Source organism: Streptococcus sp. (genome assembly GCF_041802885.1).
Lineage (GTDB): Bacteria > Bacillota > Bacilli > Lactobacillales > Streptococcaceae > Streptococcus.
On record NZ_JBHCHN010000052.1, the window covers coordinates 1 to 18,132 of the forward strand.

Annotated in this window: 21 protein-coding genes; 15 read left to right on the top strand and 6 right to left on the bottom strand. The window is 46.0% G+C overall.

The genetic code is table 11. The annotated features are described in order from the left end of the window. The 3 genes from ACEYCN_RS06875 to ACEYCN_RS06885 all read right to left on the bottom strand — a co-directional run. Positions 1-305 (bottom strand): PTS system mannose/fructose/sorbose family transporter subunit IID (locus tag ACEYCN_RS06875; RefSeq protein ID WP_373713551.1); only part of this gene is annotated, 305 nt, incomplete at its 3' end. 14 nt (positions 306-319) lie between these two features. Then, positions 320-1,129 carry a PTS mannose/fructose/sorbose transporter subunit IIC gene (locus ACEYCN_RS06880; RefSeq protein WP_373713552.1) on the bottom strand — a complete coding sequence of 270 codons (810 nt, stop codon included), beginning with the start codon at positions 1,127-1,129 and terminating at the stop codon, positions 320-322. A gap of 29 nt (positions 1,130-1,158) precedes the next feature. Next, positions 1,159-2,151, bottom strand: coding sequence for a PTS sugar transporter subunit IIB (locus tag ACEYCN_RS06885; protein WP_373713553.1), 993 nt, complete (start codon positions 2,149-2,151; stop codon positions 1,159-1,161). Between the two features lie 274 nt (positions 2,152-2,425). Between ACEYCN_RS06885 and ACEYCN_RS06890 the strand changes: the two genes are divergently transcribed. After that, positions 2,426-3,670 carry a carbohydrate-binding domain-containing protein gene (locus ACEYCN_RS06890; protein WP_373713554.1) on the top strand — a complete coding sequence of 415 codons (1,245 nt, stop codon included), beginning with the start codon at positions 2,426-2,428 and terminating at the stop codon, positions 3,668-3,670. Between the two features lie 37 nt (positions 3,671-3,707). On the opposite strand, the gene ACEYCN_RS06895 is transcribed toward ACEYCN_RS06890, so the two are convergent. Then, positions 3,708-4,520 carry a Cof-type HAD-IIB family hydrolase gene (locus ACEYCN_RS06895; RefSeq protein WP_373713555.1) on the bottom strand — a complete coding sequence of 271 codons (813 nt, stop codon included), beginning with the start codon at positions 4,518-4,520 and terminating at the stop codon, positions 3,708-3,710. 286 nt (positions 4,521-4,806) lie between these two features. Here ACEYCN_RS06895 and ACEYCN_RS06900 point away from each other — a divergent pair, with 286 nt between their 5' ends. The 4 genes from ACEYCN_RS06900 to ACEYCN_RS06915 all read left to right on the top strand — a co-directional run bounded on the left by ACEYCN_RS06900 (position 4,807) and on the right by ACEYCN_RS06915 (position 8,434). Then, the gene (locus ACEYCN_RS06900; RefSeq protein ID WP_373713556.1) at positions 4,807-6,267 is read left to right on the top strand and encodes an NCS2 family permease; all 1,461 of its coding nucleotides are present in this window, start codon (positions 4,807-4,809) and stop codon (positions 6,265-6,267) included. Between the two features lie 85 nt (positions 6,268-6,352). Further along, positions 6,353-6,793: a tRNA (adenosine(37)-N6)-threonylcarbamoyltransferase complex ATPase subunit type 1 TsaE gene (gene tsaE, locus ACEYCN_RS06905; RefSeq protein WP_373713557.1), complete on the top strand. Its 441-nt coding sequence runs from the start codon at positions 6,353-6,355 to the stop codon at positions 6,791-6,793. Continuing rightward, positions 6,786-7,307, top strand: a complete 522-nt coding sequence (locus tag ACEYCN_RS06910; RefSeq protein ID WP_373713558.1) for an N-acetyltransferase family protein — start codon at positions 6,786-6,788, stop codon at positions 7,305-7,307. Before tsaE ends, ACEYCN_RS06910 begins: the two co-directional genes overlap by 8 nt. Before the next feature lie 2 nt (positions 7,308-7,309). Then, positions 7,310-8,434, top strand: coding sequence for an LCP family protein (locus tag ACEYCN_RS06915; protein WP_373713559.1), 1,125 nt, complete (start codon positions 7,310-7,312; stop codon positions 8,432-8,434). A 44-nt stretch (positions 8,435-8,478) separates the two neighbouring features. Here ACEYCN_RS06915 and ACEYCN_RS06920 read toward each other — a convergent pair whose 3' ends face one another. Beyond that, positions 8,479-8,775, bottom strand: coding sequence for a hypothetical protein (locus ACEYCN_RS06920; RefSeq protein ID WP_373713560.1), 297 nt, complete (start codon positions 8,773-8,775; stop codon positions 8,479-8,481). 1 nt (position 8,776) lies between these two features. Beyond that, positions 8,777-9,190 (bottom strand): HIT family protein, encoded by a 414-nt coding sequence (locus ACEYCN_RS06925; RefSeq protein ID WP_373713561.1) that lies wholly within the window; start codon positions 9,188-9,190, stop codon positions 8,777-8,779. Positions 9,191-9,252: 62 nt separating this feature from the next. Between ACEYCN_RS06925 and ACEYCN_RS06930 the strand changes: the two genes are divergently transcribed. The 10 genes from ACEYCN_RS06930 to infB all read left to right on the top strand — a co-directional run bounded on the left by ACEYCN_RS06930 (position 9,253) and on the right by infB (position 18,081). Then, positions 9,253-9,984 (top strand): ABC transporter ATP-binding protein, encoded by a 732-nt coding sequence (locus ACEYCN_RS06930; RefSeq protein WP_373713562.1) that lies wholly within the window; start codon positions 9,253-9,255, stop codon positions 9,982-9,984. Beyond that, the gene (locus ACEYCN_RS06935) at positions 9,985-11,031 is read left to right on the top strand and encodes an ABC transporter permease (protein WP_373713563.1); all 1,047 of its coding nucleotides are present in this window, start codon (positions 9,985-9,987) and stop codon (positions 11,029-11,031) included. It begins immediately after the preceding gene. A 50-nt stretch (positions 11,032-11,081) separates the two neighbouring features. After that, on the top strand, positions 11,082-11,876 hold the full coding sequence (ccrZ, locus tag ACEYCN_RS06940; RefSeq protein ID WP_373713564.1) for a cell cycle regulator CcrZ: 795 nt from the start codon (positions 11,082-11,084) through the stop codon (positions 11,874-11,876). Further along, complete coding sequence (gene trmB, locus ACEYCN_RS06945; RefSeq protein WP_373713565.1) at positions 11,873-12,514, top strand: tRNA (guanosine(46)-N7)-methyltransferase TrmB; 642 nt, start codon at positions 11,873-11,875, stop codon at positions 12,512-12,514. The genes ccrZ and trmB overlap by 4 nt, the downstream gene beginning before the upstream one ends. A 160-nt stretch (positions 12,515-12,674) precedes the next feature. Beyond that, complete coding sequence (locus ACEYCN_RS06950; protein WP_373713566.1) at positions 12,675-12,917, top strand: hypothetical protein; 243 nt, start codon at positions 12,675-12,677, stop codon at positions 12,915-12,917. Between the two features lie 103 nt (positions 12,918-13,020). Further along, positions 13,021-13,491 (top strand): ribosome maturation factor RimP, encoded by a 471-nt coding sequence (gene rimP, locus ACEYCN_RS06955; RefSeq protein ID WP_373713567.1) that lies wholly within the window; start codon positions 13,021-13,023, stop codon positions 13,489-13,491. Between the two features lie 35 nt (positions 13,492-13,526). After that, the gene (nusA, locus tag ACEYCN_RS06960; protein ID WP_373713568.1) at positions 13,527-14,669 is read left to right on the top strand and encodes a transcription termination factor NusA; all 1,143 of its coding nucleotides are present in this window, start codon (positions 13,527-13,529) and stop codon (positions 14,667-14,669) included. A 13-nt stretch (positions 14,670-14,682) separates the two neighbouring features. Continuing rightward, the gene (gene rnpM, locus ACEYCN_RS06965; protein WP_373713569.1) at positions 14,683-14,979 is read left to right on the top strand and encodes an RNase P modulator RnpM; all 297 of its coding nucleotides are present in this window, start codon (positions 14,683-14,685) and stop codon (positions 14,977-14,979) included. Continuing rightward, the gene (locus tag ACEYCN_RS06970; RefSeq protein ID WP_373713570.1) at positions 14,936-15,274 is read left to right on the top strand and encodes a YlxQ-related RNA-binding protein; all 339 of its coding nucleotides are present in this window, start codon (positions 14,936-14,938) and stop codon (positions 15,272-15,274) included. The genes rnpM and ACEYCN_RS06970 overlap by 44 nt, the downstream gene beginning before the upstream one ends. Before the next feature lie 17 nt (positions 15,275-15,291). Then, positions 15,292-18,081, top strand: a complete 2,790-nt coding sequence (infB, locus tag ACEYCN_RS06975; protein ID WP_373713571.1) for a translation initiation factor IF-2 — start codon at positions 15,292-15,294, stop codon at positions 18,079-18,081. Positions 18,082-18,132 lie beyond the last annotated feature (51 nt).

Sequence of the window (18,132 nt, forward strand, 5' to 3'; positions counted from 1 at the left end):
ATTTTCACCCCTTGAATAGCAGCGTCATCAATTTCTGTACCATTGGCCTTTTCTTCTTCAAGAGCAAGGGTTACACCGATGATAGGAGCTGCAACGTATGGGTGAGTGTTAAAGAATTCCAAGTGACGCTCAAGGGCAGCAGCCTGATCTTCTTTCTTCGTGTAGAGTTTTTTGATAGCAGGAATCAGAGCATAAGCCCAACCTAAGTTTTGCATCCGCTCATAGTTCCATGAACCTTGCAAGAATTGTGAACGCCACCAAACTTTTTGGCGATCTGCTTTTGAAAGTGTTAATTTTTCAGTCATGAGTGGGCTCCTTCCTAGTAGTCTTCTAAAATGTCGCCGATAGGGTCGCCTGAGCCAACAGCTCCGCCACCGTTACCACCTTTTTTAGACAGGTTGAGGTAGATGAGGGCGATAGCGACACCGATTGTACCAAGACCAATTAGGGTGAAGTCTGATACAGCTGCGAATACGAAACCAAGGGCGAAGAATGGCCACACTTCACGAGTTGCCATCATGTTGATAACCATGGCATAACCTACGGCTACGACCATACCACCGCCGACAGCCATACCGCCTTTGAGCCATTCTGGCATCATGTTCAGTACGTCTTGAACAGCCTCCGCTGGCATAGCAAGCAAGAGGGCAGCTGGGATAGCGATACGCAAACCTTGAAGAACAAGGGCGAACAAGTGAGCGCGTTCAACAGCGGCAATGTTGCCGTCTTTGGCTGCATTATCTGCAGTGTGGACAAGACCAACTGAGATTGTACGAACAATCATGGTCAAGAAGAGACCCGCAACTGCAAGTGGAATTGCAGCAGCTGTTGCTACGTTGATCCCTACGCTTGTAAAGTCTCCACCTTTGATGAAGATGATTGCAGCCGCAACAGAAGCAAGAGCAGCATCAGGTGCAACCGCAGCTCCGATATTTGCCCAACCCAGGGCAAGCATTTGGAGGGCACCGCCTAGCATGACACCGGCAGTCAAGTTACCTGTTGCAAGGCCGATAAGGGTACAAGCAACAATTGGTTGATGGAATTGGAATTGGTCGAGGATACCTTCAAGACCAGCAAAGAAGGCAACGACAACAACCAAGACCGCAGAAATAATTGAAATATCTGACATGTTGAAATCCTTTCTATGTTAAGACGATCTTATTGAACGTTGGCTTTGTTAATCAGTTCAAACAAGTCTTTCTTAGAATCGTTTGGAACTTTACGGACATCAAACTGCACGCCGAGGTCACGTAATTTTTCAAAGGCTGCTACATCGTCCTTGTCCATCGACAGGACATTGTTGACCATGGTTTTACCAGTTGAGTGGGCCATGGAACCGACGTTCAATTCTTTAATGTCAACGCCGCCTTCGATTGCACGGAGGGCATCTTGGACGGTCTCAAATAAGATGAGAGCATGTGTATTGCCGAATCGTGGGTCTTTTGCCACCTCAATCAGTTTGCTGATTGGTACGACATTGGCATTGACATTTCCTGGCGCAGCTTGTTTGATCAACTGTTTGCGCAGGTCGTCTTGGGCTACGGCGTCAGAAGCAACAATGATGCGGTCTGCTTTAGAAGCAGGGGTCCAAGCAGTTGCAACTTGACCATGCAAGAGGCGAGTGTCGATACGAGCCAAGTTGATTTTCAACTTGCCATCACCGATGACAGTTCCCGGCGGGATAGATCCTTGAGGAGCTGCAGGTGCAGCGGTAGTGACAGGTGCTGCCTCAGCTGGCTGCAGTTCTTCTGGAAGAACTTTGACACCATCTTTGGCTTCCTTGATGATGTTGGCCGCCACTTTTTCAACACCTGCATTGGCGTCCATGAGACGCTCTGTATAGGCCTGAATCAGCATCGGCAGGTTGAGACCTGTGATGATGGCGAATGTGCGGTCTGTACGCTCTCCGGCTACGCGACTGGCTTGGTTGAAAGGCGAACCGCTCCAAAGGTCAGCCAATACCAAGACTTCGTCATCAGCATCAAAAGAGTCAACGGCAGCATTGAGCTTAGCATAGAGATCATCTGGACCTTCACTTGGCATAAAAGTAACAACTTGTACTTTTTCTTGTTCGCCAAAAATCATTTGTCCAGACTGATGAATGCCAGCTGCAAATTCACCATGACTTGCAATAATGATTCCAATACTCATTATTGTACCTCCTAAAATTTATCTAGTTATCTCCAGACATATTTATTTTAGTCTATCGATTACTCTCCAATTATAAACCGCTTTCAGGTCTTTGTCAAGTCCTTCTTGCCATTACTAGTTAAAATTAAATACAATTTTTTGCAAATTTCAGGAAAAATTTCAGTTTTGTTTAAGGCTTTTGTAGGGATTATTTAAGGATTGTAGCTTAGACTAGAGCTATCTTAAAAATGAAAGGATGAGGAGAGTCAATTCGATGTTTCCTCGGTAAAGCAACATGAAACAGCAAGGAAAAAAATATTTTGGGGCACTCAAAAAATCAGGACTGGGCCTGATTCTCTTATCGAGCCTAACCTTAGCCGCCTGTAGCCAGGCTAATCAGTCTTCAGCGAATACAAGTTCCTCGGTGAGCAATGTTTCTATTTCCAGTGAGAATACGACAGAGAGTACAGCAGCGACCGGTTATTTTTCAGATAGCGACTATGATGCAAGTTATGATGCGGCCACAGCATCAACCATCAATTTGTCGGGTTCAACGGCTACTGTTTCAGGAGATGGAGTTGAAGTTTCTGGATCAGTCGTGACAATCTCAGCAGAGGGAACTTATATTGTTTCAGGCACCTCTGAAAATGTTCAGATTGTGGTCAATGCAGCAGATTCTGCCAAGGTCCAGCTGGTTCTGGATAATGCCAATATGACGGGAAATAATGCAGCCATCAGTGTTCAAGAGGCAGATACAGTAACCGTCACTTTAGCAGAAGGCTCTAAAAACAGTATCTCTGACTCAGCCTCAAATAGCAATGACGAAGAAGACGCAGCCATTTTCTCCAAGAGCGATTTGGTCTTTAATGGTTCGGGCAGTTTAAGCGTAAAAGGTCAGTATAACAATGCTGTCGAATCCAATGATTCCTTGCGGATTACCGGAGGAGATTATAGTATCGAATCGGTTGGAGACGGGCTAAACGCTAAGGATGCGCTCAATATTACGGGTGCGAGTCTAGATATCACAGCAGGCGAAGATGCGGTCAAGGCGGACAATGATGAGGATAGCACCCTTGGGAATCTCTACATCTCAGATGCCAACCTGACGATTTCAGCTGGGGATGATGGTATTCATGCTTCCAATGCGACTGTCATTGATAGTGGGACCATTCAGGTAGCCAGCAGTACAGAAGCGATAGAGGGTACCAATGTCACTATCAATGGGGGCAGTCTGGACCTTTACGCGACAGATGATGGAATCAATGCTTCCAGTGATGTGACTGGGGCAGATATCTTTATCAAGGTTACAGGCGGTGACATCAAACTAGAAGTAGGTCAAGGTGATACGGATGCCTTAGATTCCAATGGAGACTTGATTGTTTCAGGCGGTAGTCTGGATATCACTGCCCAATTTGCCTTTGACTTTGATGGAACTGCGGAATACTCTGGTGGCAACCTGACTGTCAATGGTGAAACTGTTACAGAAATCACCAATAGTATGATGATGGGTGGTGGCGGTGGTCGCCCGGGTGGCAGATAAGATAAAGAAAAAGCAGGGAAACCTGCTTTTTCTATGTCTATAGGAAGAGTGCCTCCAATTCACGGGCAACACCATCTTCGTCATTGCTAAATCGAGTCATTTGATCGGCAACAGGAATCAGCTTATCACTGGCATTTTTCATGGCATAACCAGTTCCTGCTAGTTGGAGCATCTCCACATCGTTGTGCTCATCACCAAAGGCGATTAAGTCTTCAGGGCTAGCCTTGTAGTGGTCTAGGAGGTAGCTGAGAGCAGTTGCTTTAGAGACTCCCTTTGCACAAGTTTCTAAAATATTGAGAGGGCCTCCCCAAGTATTGATTTCCAGCTCATACTTAAAATGTTTTTTCATTTCATCTGCAAGGGCATAACGATCTTCAGCTCTGGTGTGCATGAGAATTGAGTGAGGGTCGCTGGTAATGCGCTCTCGCCTGATGAGGGTGTCTGGGGTAATTTTTTCTACTCCCATCAAGCTGGGATAAATCTCATCAATATTGTCTTGGGTAATGAAAAATTTGTTCTTATATTCACCGGCGATGAAAATGGCTTCAAAACTTTTTTCGTTGTCCAAAAAGTCAATCAAGTATTGTTTATCAATCAAGATTTCCTGCTCAAAATCCCATTGTTTGCCAGGGATATGGGTCAGAGAGCCGTTAAAGTTGATCATGGGGGTGTCCAACTGAAGCTGGCGATAGAATTTCTCTGCCATACGATAGGGACGGCCAGTTGCTATGAGGACCGTGTGTCCCGCTTTTTTTACTTTTTGAATAACATCGATAGTGTAGTCGCTCAGCTGGCTCTCATTATTTAAGAGGGTGCCATCTAGGTCAAGGGCGATCATTTTTTTCTTCACAGAATTTTTCCTCGCAATCTATTTTTCTAGTATAGCAAAATAAGCTAGCCGAGGCAAAGAGAAAGGGACCGAAGACGCCTTGTTTTTGGTGTCTTCTTCCAAGTCCATCCTTGATAGATTATGTTTTGTAGCAACAAATAAAAAACGTTTTCACGGAAACTTTTCTTGAAATCTGAATGTTTTTGTTTTATAATGTAGATATCGTTCGTGTATTGGGTGAATCCGGGTGGTTTTGGCCATGGCTTGAACGGTCTGATAAATTAAACTCTTAAGGAGATTTTGAAAAATGGATAAGTATTTTGGTCTTAAAGAACACGGGACGACCGTGTCGACTGAAATGACAGCTGGGATTACGACCTTCTTTGCGATGTCTTACATTCTCTTTGTGAACCCGGCCATCTTGGGCGCTGCGGGAATGCCTACTCAGGCGGTCTTCTTGGCAACGATTATTGCAACGGCCATTTCGACTTTGATTATGGGGCTCTTTGCCAATGTTCCTTATGCTCTGGCACCAGGGATGGGTCTGAATGCCTTCTTTACCTATACGGTTGTCTTTGGTCTTGGTTTTAGCTGGCAAGAGGCTTTAGCAATGGTGCTCTTGTGTGGTCTCTTTAATATCTTGATCACCGTGACCAAGGTCCGTAAGAGTATCATCAAGTCCATTCCTGTTAGTTTACAACATGCCATCGGTGGCGGTATCGGTATCTTTGTAGCCTATCTTGGTTTTAAAAATGCCAATATCATTAACTTCTCAGCTTCTGCTGATAATATCGTCTCAGTCAATGGAGTAGCACCGGCTGAAGCCACTGCGAAAACATTTGAAAATGGGGTCTTCTCTATCGGTGCCAATGGTGGAGTGGTTCCTGCTATTTCCACCTTTACAGATCCTGCGGTTCTCTTGGCTATTATTGGCCTCTTCATCACTGCTATTTTAGTGATTAAAAAGGTTCGTGGTGCCATCCTGATTGGAATTGTGGCAACTACCCTTATCGGTATCCCGATGGGTGTTGTTGATCTGTCCACCGTTAATTTTGCCAACAATCATATTGGTTCAGCTTTTGATGAATTAGGTGTGACCTTCTTGGCGGCCTTTGGTGGTCTATCCTCTCTGTTCTCAGATATGAGCCGTCTGCCATTGGTACTGATGACTATCTTTGCTTTCAGCTTGTCAGATACTTTCGATACGATTGGGACCTTTATCGGTACTGGCCGTAAGACAGGTATTTTCTCGGCAGAAGATGAAGCTGCTCTTGAAAACTCGTCTGGTTTCTCGTCTAAGATGGATAAGGCACTCTTTGCCGATGCCATTGGTACCTTCATCGGTTCTCTCTTTGGAACTTCCAATACCACAACTTATGTGGAATCAGCTGCGGGTATTGCTGAGGGTGGACGAACTGGTTTGACAGCTGTATCCACAGCAGTGGCCTTTCTCTTGTCAGCTCTTCTCTTGCCAGTGGTTGGGATTGTCCCAGCGGCAGCTACTGCTCCAGCCCTAATCATTGTAGGTGTGATGATGGTTTCTTCCTTCCTGGATGTGGATTGGAGCGATTTCAACGATGCTCTGCCAGCCTTCTTTGCAGCCTTCTTTATGGCCCTTTGCTTTTCCATTTCGTATGGTATTGCGGCAGCCTTTATCTTCTACTGCCTAGTGAAAGTGGCCACTGGAAAGACTAAGGAGATTCATCCCCTGCTTTGGGGAGCAACCATCCTCTTCATTGTGAACTTTGTGATTTTAGCTTTCCTCTAGTCTGAAAAAGAAAATCAGCGGTCTTTGGACCGCTTTTTCCTTTTAAAAAATGAAAAATCTTTCTTCTTGTGGTATAATCAATGCTATGTATAGTCAAAATGAAGCAGAATTGGTAGCAATTGGCCAATCCATTGGCGAGAAATTGCAGGCTGGAGATGTCTTGGTGCTGACGGGTGACTTAGGTGCTGGGAAAACGACCTTGACCAAGGGTATTGCTCAGGGATTAGGAATCCAGCAGATGATAAAAAGTCCTACCTATACTATTGTGCGAGAATACGAGGGACGATTACCACTTTATCACTTGGATGTTTATCGAATTGGGGATGATCCAGATTCGATTGATTTGGATGATTTTCTCTATGGTGGTGGGGTGACTGTCATCGAATGGGGAGAACTTTTGGATGCAACTTTTCTGGATGACCATCTAAACCTCTTTTTGGAACACTTGGGAGACGGTCGCAAGATTTCTGGCAAAGCACAGGGTCCCCGTAGCCAAGCCCTTCTTGAGGAGATTTTTCATGACTGAACAAGAAATTATCTTCGAGGAAGCTCAGGTTTCGGATGCTGCTGCCTTGATTGCTTTTATGAATCAAGTAGCCATTGAGACGGATTTTTTGGATATGGATGACCAGGGTTTTCAACCCACATTAGAGCAAACTCAGGCAATATTAGCTCGAAGTCAGGAAGAACCAAATCAGCTTTGTCTGTTGGCAAAGTCAGGAGATAGGATTGTTGGCTTAATCAATGTACGGACCCAGACGCCTTATCGGATTTCTCATATTGGGGATATCTTTATGGCAGTTCTTAAAGACTACTGGGGGCATGGCCTCGGTCGGATTTTACTAGAAGAAGTCATTGTTTGGGCTCAGGAAATAGGACTCCTGAAGCGATTGGAATTAACAGTACAAGTTCGAAATGAACGAGCAGTGAGGCTCTACCAATCCTGTGGTTTTGACATCGAAGGTACTCAAAGAAGAGGTGCCAGAACAGACATGGGAGAATGGCTGGACCTCTATTATATGGGAAGGCTAATAGATTAAAGATGAAAATTGGAAAAAAAATAGTATTGATGGTGATGGCTATCCTTCTGCTGACAGTTGGTGCAGCAGCGGCGTATGGCACAACATTTTGGTCCTATTCAAGTAAGGCCATTTCAAAAACCTATAAGAAAATCGGAAATGATTCCAACAAGGATAATGTCATCGAAGCCACCAAGCCTTTTACCATCCTTCTGATGGGGGTAGATGTAGATGCGGCTCGTGGTGGTGGCTGGGAAGGCCGGAGTGACTCGTTGATTCTTGTGACGGTCAATCCTAAGACCAAAAAGACGACCATGATGAGTCTGACACGGGATATCATGGTGGAGATTGCCAATTCAGATGGGACCAGTACAGGGACAGCTGAAAAACTCAATCACACCTATAGTTATGGACAAGCACCTATGACCATCGCAACTGTTGAAAAAATGATGGATATCAAAATTGATCGCTATGTCCAAATCAACATGGATGGTTTAGTCAGCTTAGTTGATGCCCTTGGAGGCATCACCGTCAACAATACACTGGGTTTCCCAATATCCATCTCATCTCATGAGCCAGACTATACCTCTACCGTTGACCCAGGAAAGCAGTTGGTCAATGGGAATCAAGCCTTGGTCTATGCTCGGATGCGTTACGACGATCCTGAAGGAGATGTTGGTCGTCAAAAACGCCAGCGGGAAGTTATAGGAGCTATCGTTACGAAGCTTCTGAAATTGGATGGTTTTACCCAGTACAAGAATATCTTAGACGCCGTTTCAACCAATCTGCAGACAGATATTGAAATCAATGCCAGTACCATTCCTAGCCTCTTGGGTTACAAAGATTCTTTGAATACTCTCGAGTCTTATCAGCTGGATGGTGAAGGTGAGATGGTAGATGGTTTATCCTATCAAATTCCAACTAGTAAGCACTTGTTGGAGATGCAAAATGTTCTCAAGCGTTCTTTAGGACTACCAGAAGCTACAGAGCTGAAGACCAATGTTCGTGTTTATGAAAAAGTATTTGGCTTGTCCAATCCCTATACAGTCATTGATGCCTATACAGGTGAAGAAACACCAGGTACAGGAGTCTTTGATGCAACTGAAGAGACAACCACAGAAGTTGCTGAAACAACCTATTTGGAGTAAATTCTAAAAAATCCCCTGAATTCGAGGTTCAGGGGATTTTCTTGTTATAGTTTATCAGAGGTATATTTTTTCTGGATAGCTTGGATTTCCTGGAGGTGTCCAGCGGCTTCTTGTTGGTAAACTCGGAATTTATAATTCAAATCCTGGGCCATTTCTTGTATGGGTTGGCTGTATCCTTTGATAATAGCTGCTTGTTCTTGAATCTTGGCATAGCTGGTAGAGATATCATCCAAGATGCTGCCTGTTTCTTCTATTTCCTGGGAAATCTTGTCCTTGTTGCTGACTGCCCAATAGGAAATGGCAGCAGCTGTGCCGGCAAGCAATAGGTTTCCTAGTTTCATCTTATTCTCCTAAAAAAACTTCTTGGGCTAGCTGGGCTAGGGCTGCAAAATCGGGTTCATGAGTTTCAAAGCTCAGTTTGAGACCATCAGATTCATCGAAACGGGGCAGCAGGTGGACATGGGTATGAAAAACCGTTTGACCAGCGGCTTCCTCATTATTGTTAATGATGTTAATTCCTGAAGAACCTAGTTTTTCTTGGAGCTGCTTGGCGATTTTTGGCACGCGGGCAAAGAGGCTGCTGGCAGCCTCAGCATCCATTTCCAGCATATTGCGGTAATGTTTTTTTGGGATGACCAGAGTATGTCCCTTGGTGACTTGGGTAATATCGAGAAAGGCCAAAACCTCCTCATCTTCATAGACTTTGGAGGAAGGAATCTGACCGGATACGATTTGGCAAAAAATACAATCTGACATAAAGAGCACCTCATGGGGGAAATTTTGTTATAATCATTATATCAATAATAATGGAGAATTGCATGTTAGAAGTCAAAAAGCTAAGTGGTGGCTATGCCAATATCCCGGTACTCAAGGATGTATCTTTTCAAGTGGCAGATGGGGAGTTGGTTGGTCTGATCGGCCTCAATGGTGCTGGAAAATCAACCACTATCAAGGAAATCATCGGACTCCTGACCCCCTATCAGGGAGAAATCCGTATTGATGGCCAGATCTTACAGGGCCAGGCAGAAGCCTATCGCAAAAAGATAGGCTTCATTCCTGAAACCCCTAGTCTCTATGAAGAACTGACCCTCAAAGAACATCTGGAAGTAGTGGCTTTGGCCTATGATTTGGACTGGGATGCTGCTTTTGAAAGGGTAGAAAAACTGTTAAAACTCTTTCGGTTGGAGGAAAAGTTGGATTGGTTTCCTGTTCACTTTTCTAAGGGGATGAAGCAGAAGGTCATGATTATTTGCGCCTTCATGGTCCAACCCAGCCTGCTGATTGTAGATGAGCCTTTCTTGGGCTTGGATCCTGTGGCCATTCAAGATTTGATTGACTTGCTGGAGCAGGAAAAAAAGAGGGGAACCTCTATCCTTATGTCCACCCATGTCCTGGATTCTGCGGAGAAGATGTGTGACCGCTTTGTCATCCTGCATCAAGGTCAGGTGCTGGCAGATGGTCATTTGGACCAGCTGCGTCAGTCCTTTGGTCAGCCCAATGCAAGCCTCAACGAAATTTATCTGACTCTGACGCAAAAAGAGGTGGACTAGATGAAGAGGATTTTTCATGAGAGACGGCAGGCCTTTCTGGCCCGCTGTCTCAAGTATAGTCGCTATGTTCTCAACGATCACTTTGTCTTGGTTCTCTTGGTATTGCTGGGCTTTCTCTCCCTCCAATACCGCCAGTTGCTGGAGAATTTTCCTCAGCCTGCGTGGTCTGTCTATCTCTTGCTCCTTGTGGTCAGCCTCCTCCTCTTTTTTGCTGGTTCGACCGCAACTTACTTGGAAGAGCCTGATCAGCACTTTTTCTTAACCAAGGAAAGGGAGATTCTGCTTCTGGTCCAGCAGGCCATAAGGCGGCAATTTATTTTCTGGGGATCGGTACAAATACTGGGGCAGCTGCTCTTTTTACCCCTTTATCTCAAGCTGGGACTGCCAGTCTGGGGCTTTGGTCTCTATCTTTTGGTCTTGACAGCAGGCAAATACAGCCTCATCCAGGCCAAATGGTCTAGTAATACAAAGGATGGTACCTTCCAGTGGGACCTGGCCATCGACCGAGAAAGAAAACGCCAACAGTCTATCCTGCAGTTCTTTGCCCTCTTTACTAGAGTGAAGGGCATTACAAGTAGTGTCAAGCGGCGGTCCTACTTGGATGGATTATTAAAAATGGTGGCCAAGCGCTCTGAGAAGACCTGGGATTATCTCTATCTTCGAGCCTTCCTTCGGTCTGGTGATTTTTGGGGATTGACCCTTCGCCTCTTTGGGCTTTCCTTGCTGGTCCTCTTGACCATTGATCTGGCCTGGTTGGCAACGGGCTTGGTTCTCTTGTTTAACTACTTGTTGCTCTTTCAGCTCCTGGCCCTCTATCGGGTCTATGATTACCAGTACCTGAGTCGCCTCTATCCCGTAGGCCAAGAGGTCAAAATCAGAGGCTTTCAGCGCATTTTGAGGGGAATCCTCTATGGTATTTTGGGGCTTCAAAGCATCATGGCCCTGCTTCTTCTGAAGGAAAAGTTATATCTGGGAGTCCTCATCCTTGGGAGCTTTATCTTGAACCAGTTCTATCTGGCTATAAAAGCGAAGAAATTGATTGACTAAATCCGATAAAACTAGTAAAATAGTAAGGAATTTTTGTAAGGAGGAATGGCATGCAGTTTGATTCAAATGGCCTGCAGCTACAGTCTATTGCAGGAAACAGTGGCAAAGCATATAAAGGCCTTCGGTCAGACGGAACGCCTGTTTTTGTGAAGTATGAGATGCCTCCCATCATTCCTGCCTTAGCAAGAGAACAAATTACCCCACCAGTTCTGGCAACCAATCGAGAAGTGGGGGTTGGCCAGAGAGTAGAACAGGAGTGGTTGGATGGCCGGACCCTGACCCGCTCGGATATGGGAAAAAAGCAGGTCCGTCAGATTTTGGTGCGGATGCACTTCTCAAAGCGCCTGCTCAACCAAGCACTACAACTCAATTATACTTATCAAGAACCGAAAACCTTGGTGGAGAAGTGGAAGGAAGATGCGCCAAATCGCTTGCGTCAAAATACTTATCTGGATTCGGTTTGTAGCGACTTATTAGCCCATTTGCCAAGTTTCCATCAGGAGGTGGCGACCTTTGTCCATGGAGATTTGCACCATAAAAACTGGGTAGAAACCAATAGCGGGCTGGTCTATTTGACTGATTGGGAGACTGCCTGTATCACAGATCGGATGTTGGATGTAGCCTATCTCTTGACCCACTATATTCCACGTTCGTCCTGGGAAGAATGGCTCAAGGAATACGGCTATAAGTACAATCGTGCTGTCCTTGCCAAGGTCTATTGGTATGGTCAATTGGGTTATTTGAACCAGATTACCAAACATGTAGAAAGTTATGATATGGAAGCGGCCAATAAGGAAATTTACGCCTTACGCCTCTTTCGTCAGCAGTTTAACAAGGAGCTATGAGAGTTAGAAACCGTAAGGGAGCCAGTGAGCTTCTTGAAAACAATCCCCAGTATGTCATCTTAAATCCAGAGGCATGCAAGGGCAAATGGTCTGAGATTTTTGGCAATGACAACCCCATCCATGTTGAGGTGGGGTCGGGCAAAGGGAATTTCGTGGTCGGTATGGCAGCCCAGCATCCAGACATCAACTATATTGGAATTGATATCCAACTGTCGGTCTTGAGTTATGCCTTAGACAAGGTTTTGGCCAGTGGTCTGCCCAATATCAAGCTCTTGCGAGTAGATGGTTCCAGTCTGACCAATTATTTTGCGGATGCAGAGATTGACCGTCTCTATCTGAACTTTTCGGATCCCTGGCCCAAGAAGCGCCATGAAAAGCGCCGTTTGACCTATAAGACCTTCTTGGAGACTTTCCAGCAAATCTTGCCAAAAAATGGAGAAATCCACTTCAAGACGGACAATCGTGGTCTCTTTGAATATAGTCTGGCTAGCTTTTCTCAGTATGGCATGACCCTCCAGCAGGTCTGGTTGGATCTGCATGCCAGCGACTTTGAAGGCAATGTCATGACCGAGTACGAAGAAAAATTCTCGAACCTGGGACAGGTGATTTACCGGGTGGAAGCGAAGTTTAATCAGTGAAGGTTCTTGCCTGTGCAAGGCCTTTTTTCTTGTTAAATTATGCTTTAGAAAAAGCCAGGAGGTGCAGGATGAAAGCAGTGGAGCGCTATGTTGAAAGGTTTCAGCCAGAACATAAGCGCTTGTTTTTGGACATCAATCTCAGGGAAAAATTATCAGAGACATGAGTTACGTGGCCTTTATCATCATTCCATCCCGTATCTTCAAAAGCCAGCAACGGCTGGATGAGTACCAGTCCTTCTTCGAAGCGGAGCTGACCAATCTGGCCCTCCAAAGGGATATTGCCATGTGTATAAAGAGCATTGCAGCCCGCATCCAAATGGTGGAAAAAACAAGGCAGCGGTTGAAAAAGCCCTGGCAGACTATTAAAATGGCGATCTGTCAAGTATATTTCTTTACAGGCTAGGCCAAATGTGTTATAATGTTTAAAAATAAATGGAAAGGGGTTTGGCTAAGTGCCAGCCCCTTCAGTATTGTTTTGTTTTAGGAAAATATAGACTGGAGGTATTATGGCAACGATTGTTGATATCGTAACCCAGGCCATTGCTCCATCCATTCAGGCTCCTTATGAGCTAGTGGATGTGGAGTATGGCAAGATGGGTGGTGATTATGTTTTGTCCATTTTTGTGGACAAGGAGGGAGGGATTTCCCTCAATGATACAGCAGAGCTGTCGGAAATCATCAGCCCTCTCTTGGACCAGATCCAACCAGATCCCTTCCCGGATCAGTACATGCTAGAGGTCACCAGTCCTGGTTTGGAACGCCCCTTAAAAACAGCAGCGGCTGTGAAAGAGGCAGTTGGGAAGTATATCCATGTCAAGCTCTACCAGGCCATTGACAAGGTCAAGGTTTTCGAGGGGACCCTGCTTTCCTTTGATGGCGAAGAACTCCTCATCGAGTATATGGACAAGACCCGTAAAAAGGAAGTGACCATTCCTTACCAAACGGTTGCCAAAGCTCGCTTAGCTGTAAAAATTTAAGAAAGAAAGGACCTTTTTAACAAAAGGAAAAGAACATGAGTAAAGAAATGCTAGAAGCCTTCCGCATTTTGGAGGAAGACAAGGGTATTAAGAAAGAAGACATCATCGAGGCCGTGACAGAGTCCTTGCGTTCAGCCTACAAACGCCGCTATGGCCAGGCTGAGTCAGCGGCCATTGAATTTGATGAGAAAAAAGGAGACTTCCATGTCTACACCGTTCGGGAAGTCGTGGATGAAGTTTTTGACAGTCGTTTGGAAATTTCCTTGAAAGACGCCTTGGCCATCTCATCAGCCTATGAATTGGGCGACAAGATTAAGTTCGAAGAGGCTCCCGGTGAGTTTGGCCGGGTGGCAGCCCAGTCTGCCAAGCAGACCATTATGGAAAAAATGCGCAAGCAAACCAGGGCCATCACCTACAATACCTATAAGGAACACGAAGGTGAAATCATGATGGGGACGGTAGAGCGCTTTGACAATCGCTTCATCTATGTCAATCTTGGCACCATTGAAGCTCAGTTGTCCAAGCAAGATCAGATTCCTGGTGAAGTCTTTCAATCCCATGACCGTATCGAGGTCTATGTTTACAAGGTAGAGGACAATGGACGCGGGGTCAACGTATTTGTCAGCCGCAGTCATCCAGAAATGATCAAGCGCCTCATGGAACAGGAAATCCCTGAAGTCTATGATGGCACTGTGGAAATCATGAGCGTATCCCGTGAGGCAGGTGATCGGACCAAGGTGGCTGTCCGCAGCCACAATCCAAATGTAGATGCGATTGGAACCATTGTAGGTCGTGGTGGAGCCAATATTAAAAAAATCACCAGCAAATTCCACCCAGCCCGCTATGACGCTAAATTGGACCGCATGGTGCCAACAGAAGAAAACATTGATGTCATCGAGTGGGTAGCAGATCCAGCTGAATTTATCTACAATGCCATCGCACCAGCAGAAGTGGACTTGGTTCTCTTCGATACAGAAGATGGCAAGCATGCGACCGTCGTTGTCCCAGACAACAAACTGTCCTTGGCTATCGGTCGTCGCGGGCAAAACGTTCGCTTAGCGGCCCATCTGACAGGCTTCCGCATCGATATCAAGTCGGCTTCTGAGTATGAAGCCATTGAGGCAGAACTCTACGGCGATTTGGCTGAAGAAGCAGTACCAGAGTTTACAGAAGAGTAAGCAGGAGGTTTCGATGGCAAAAACAAGGAAAATCCCCTTACGTAAGTCAGTGGTTTCAGGTGAAATCATCGATAAACGCGATTTGTTGCGCATCGTAAAAAACAAGGAAGGCCAGGTCTTCATTGACCCGACAGGCAAGGCCAATGGCCGGGGTGCCTATATCAAGCTGGACAATGATGAGGCTGCTTTGGCCAAGAAAAAACAAGTCTTTAACCGTGCCTTCAGCATGGAAGTGGCTCCTGAATTTTATGACGAATTGATTGCTTATGTCGATCATAAGGTCAAGAGGAGAGAACTTGGACTCGAATAAAAAACAAAAGGTTTTAAATCTCTTAGGTCTGGCACAAAGGGCTGGCCGATTGATTTCAGGCGAAGAGCTGGTGGTAGATGCCATCCGCAAGGGCCAGGTCAAATTGGTCTTTCTGGCAGAAGATGCCGCCCCTAATCTGACCAAAAAAATCACAGATAAGAGTAAAACCTATCAAGTAGAAGTTGTTACCGCGTTTTCAACGCTGGAATTAAGCATCGCAGTGGGCAAGAGCCGCAAGGTCTTGGCTGTGACAGATGCTGGATTTACTAAGAAAATGAGGTCTATTATGGAATAGAACAGGAGGACAAGGAATTGTCTAAGAAGAGATTAAACGAAATTGCCCGTGAATTGGGTAAAACAAGTAAGGAAGTAGTGGCCAAGGCTCAGGAACTGGGCTTTGATGTCAAAAGCCATGCTTCTAGTGTGGATGACGCCAGTGCCAAACGCATTGCAGACAGTTTTTCAGTTCTTGCGAAGTCCGCAGAAAGCAAGTCGGTTGAAACACCAGCTCCTAAAACTGAAAGCAAACCAGTCGAAACGCCAGCAGCACCAAAGGCAGAAGACAAAGCTGAGACTAAAGTGGAGGCTGGGGATAAGCCTGTAGCGCCAGCAAGACCAGCTATGCCTGTTCGGCCACAAAGTCGGAACTTTAAGGCAGAGCGAGAAGCCCGTGCCAAGGCTGAAGCAGAACGCAGAGCCCAGTCTGGTGGACAAGGCAACCAAAACCGCCAGCGCAACGACCGCCATCAAGGTCAGAACCGCAATGACCGCCATCAAGGTCGTCCGGATCAGCGCCAGGTTGGCGGCAACCGTGACCGCAATTCCCAAGGTCAGAATCGAGGCGACCGCCGCAATGACAACCGTCGCTCAGACAACCGCCGTTTTGACCAGGCTGACAATCGTCAACAGCAGCGTCAGCAAGCGTCTGCCCCACGGATTGACTTTAAGGCCCGTGCTGCAGCCCTAAAAGCAGAGCAAAACGCTGAATACGCTCGCGGTAGTGAAGAACGCTTCCGCCAAGCCCAAGAAGCCAAAAAGCATCACCAACCAAAAGTTAAAGAGGTCAAGTTTGAGGAACCAGTTTTGGAAACCAAGCCTTTGGCTCCTACTCCAACTCCTGCACCAGCAGCTGTCGATACTCGCCGTAAAAAAGCAGCTAAGGTTGAGAAGAAACGTGACTTCAGCAATGATGTGGAAGATGGCCCGCGCAGACAACAAAAGAATCGAAGTAACCAAAATCAAGTGAGAAATCAAAGAAATAGTAACTGGAACAGTAAGAAAAACAAAAAAGGTAAGAATAACCAAGCTGTCAAACCAGTGACAGAACGAAAATTCCATGAATTGCCTGCAGAGTTGGAATACACAGCTGGTATGACAGTGGCAGAAATTGCAAAACGCATCAAGCGCGAACCAGCTGAAATCATCAAGAAGCTCTTCATGATGGGTGTCATGGTCACTCAAAACCAATCCTTGGACGGCGATACCATCGAACTTCTCTTGGTAGACTACGGTATTGAAGCTAAAGAAAAGGTTGAAGTGGATAGCGCTGATATTGAGCGTTTCTTCGTCGAAGAAGGCTACCTCAATGAAGATGAAATGATGGAGCGGCCACCAGTTGTGACCATCATGGGACACGTTGACCACGGTAAAACGACCCTCTTGGATACGCTGCGCAATTCGCGTGTGGCAACAGGGGAGGCTGGCGGGATTACCCAGCATATCGGTGCCTACCAAATCGAAGAAAAGGGTAAAAAAATTACCTTCCTGGATACACCAGGACACGCAGCCTTCACCTCTATGCGGGCCCGCGGTGCCTCAGTGACTGACTTGACCATCTTGGTCGTGGCAGCAGATGATGGGGTAATGCCACAAACTATCGAAGCGATTAACCACTCAAAAGCAGCAGAAGTACCTATCATTGTCGCGATTAACAAAATCGACAAACCTGGTGCCAACCCTGAGCGTGTTATTGGTGAATTGGCTGAACACGGTGTCATTTCAACTGCCTGGGGCGGTGAGTCTGAATTTGTGGAAATCTCAGCCAAATTCAACCAAAACATTGATGAATTGTTGGAGACGGTTCTCCTGGTAGCTGAAATTCAAGAACTCAAGGCGGACCCAACTGTTCGGGCCATCGGTACCGTTATCGAGGCACATTTGGACAAAGGGAAAGGTGCGGTTGCCACTCTTCTGGTGCAACAAGGTACCCTTAATGTTCAAGATCCAATCGTTGTTGGTAATACTTTTGGTCGGGTTCGTGCTATGACCAATGATCTGGGCCGCCGTGTCAAGGTTGCTGGACCATCTACACCAGTTTCTATTACAGGTCTCAACGAAGCACCGATGGCAGGAGACCACTTTGCCGTCTACGAAGATGAGAAATCTGCGCGTGCAGCGGGTGAAGAACGGGCTAAGCGCGCCCTTCTTAAACAACGTCAAGCCACTCAGCGTGTCAGCCTTGAAAACCTCTTTGATACTCTCAAAGCAGGCGAAGTCAAGTCTGTCAATGTTATTATCAAGGCCGATGTACAAGGTTCTGTTGAAGCCCTTGCCTCTTCCCTTCAGAAAATTGAAGTGGAAGGCGTGAAAGTCACTATCGTCCATGCAGCCGTTGGTGCCATCAACGAATCTGATGTGACTCTGGCAGAAGCTTCTAACGCCTTTATCATTGGTTTCAATGTTCGTCCGACTCCAATTGCTCGTCAGCAGGCAGATGCAGATGAGGTTGAAATCCGCCTTCACAGCATCATCTACAAGGTTATCGAAGAGATGGAAGATGCCATGAAGGGAATGCTGGATCCAGAATACCAAGAAAAGGTTATCGGGGAAGCGATTATCCGCGAAACCTTCAAGGTATCCAAGGTTGGTACCATCGGTGGATTTATGGTTATCAATGGTAAGGTGACCCGCGACTCCAGCGTCCGCGTTATCCGGGACGGAGTGGTGGTCCATGATGGCAAATTGGTCAGCCTCAAGCACTACAAGGATGATGTCAAAGAAGTTGGAAATGCCCAAGAGGGTGGTCTTATGATTGAAAATTACAATGACCTCCAAGTGGATGACAATATTGAGGCTTACATCATGGAAGAAATTAAAAAGTAATATCTCCTTGACCATCAACCTCGCAAATTATCGATGTTGATGATGTCGAGA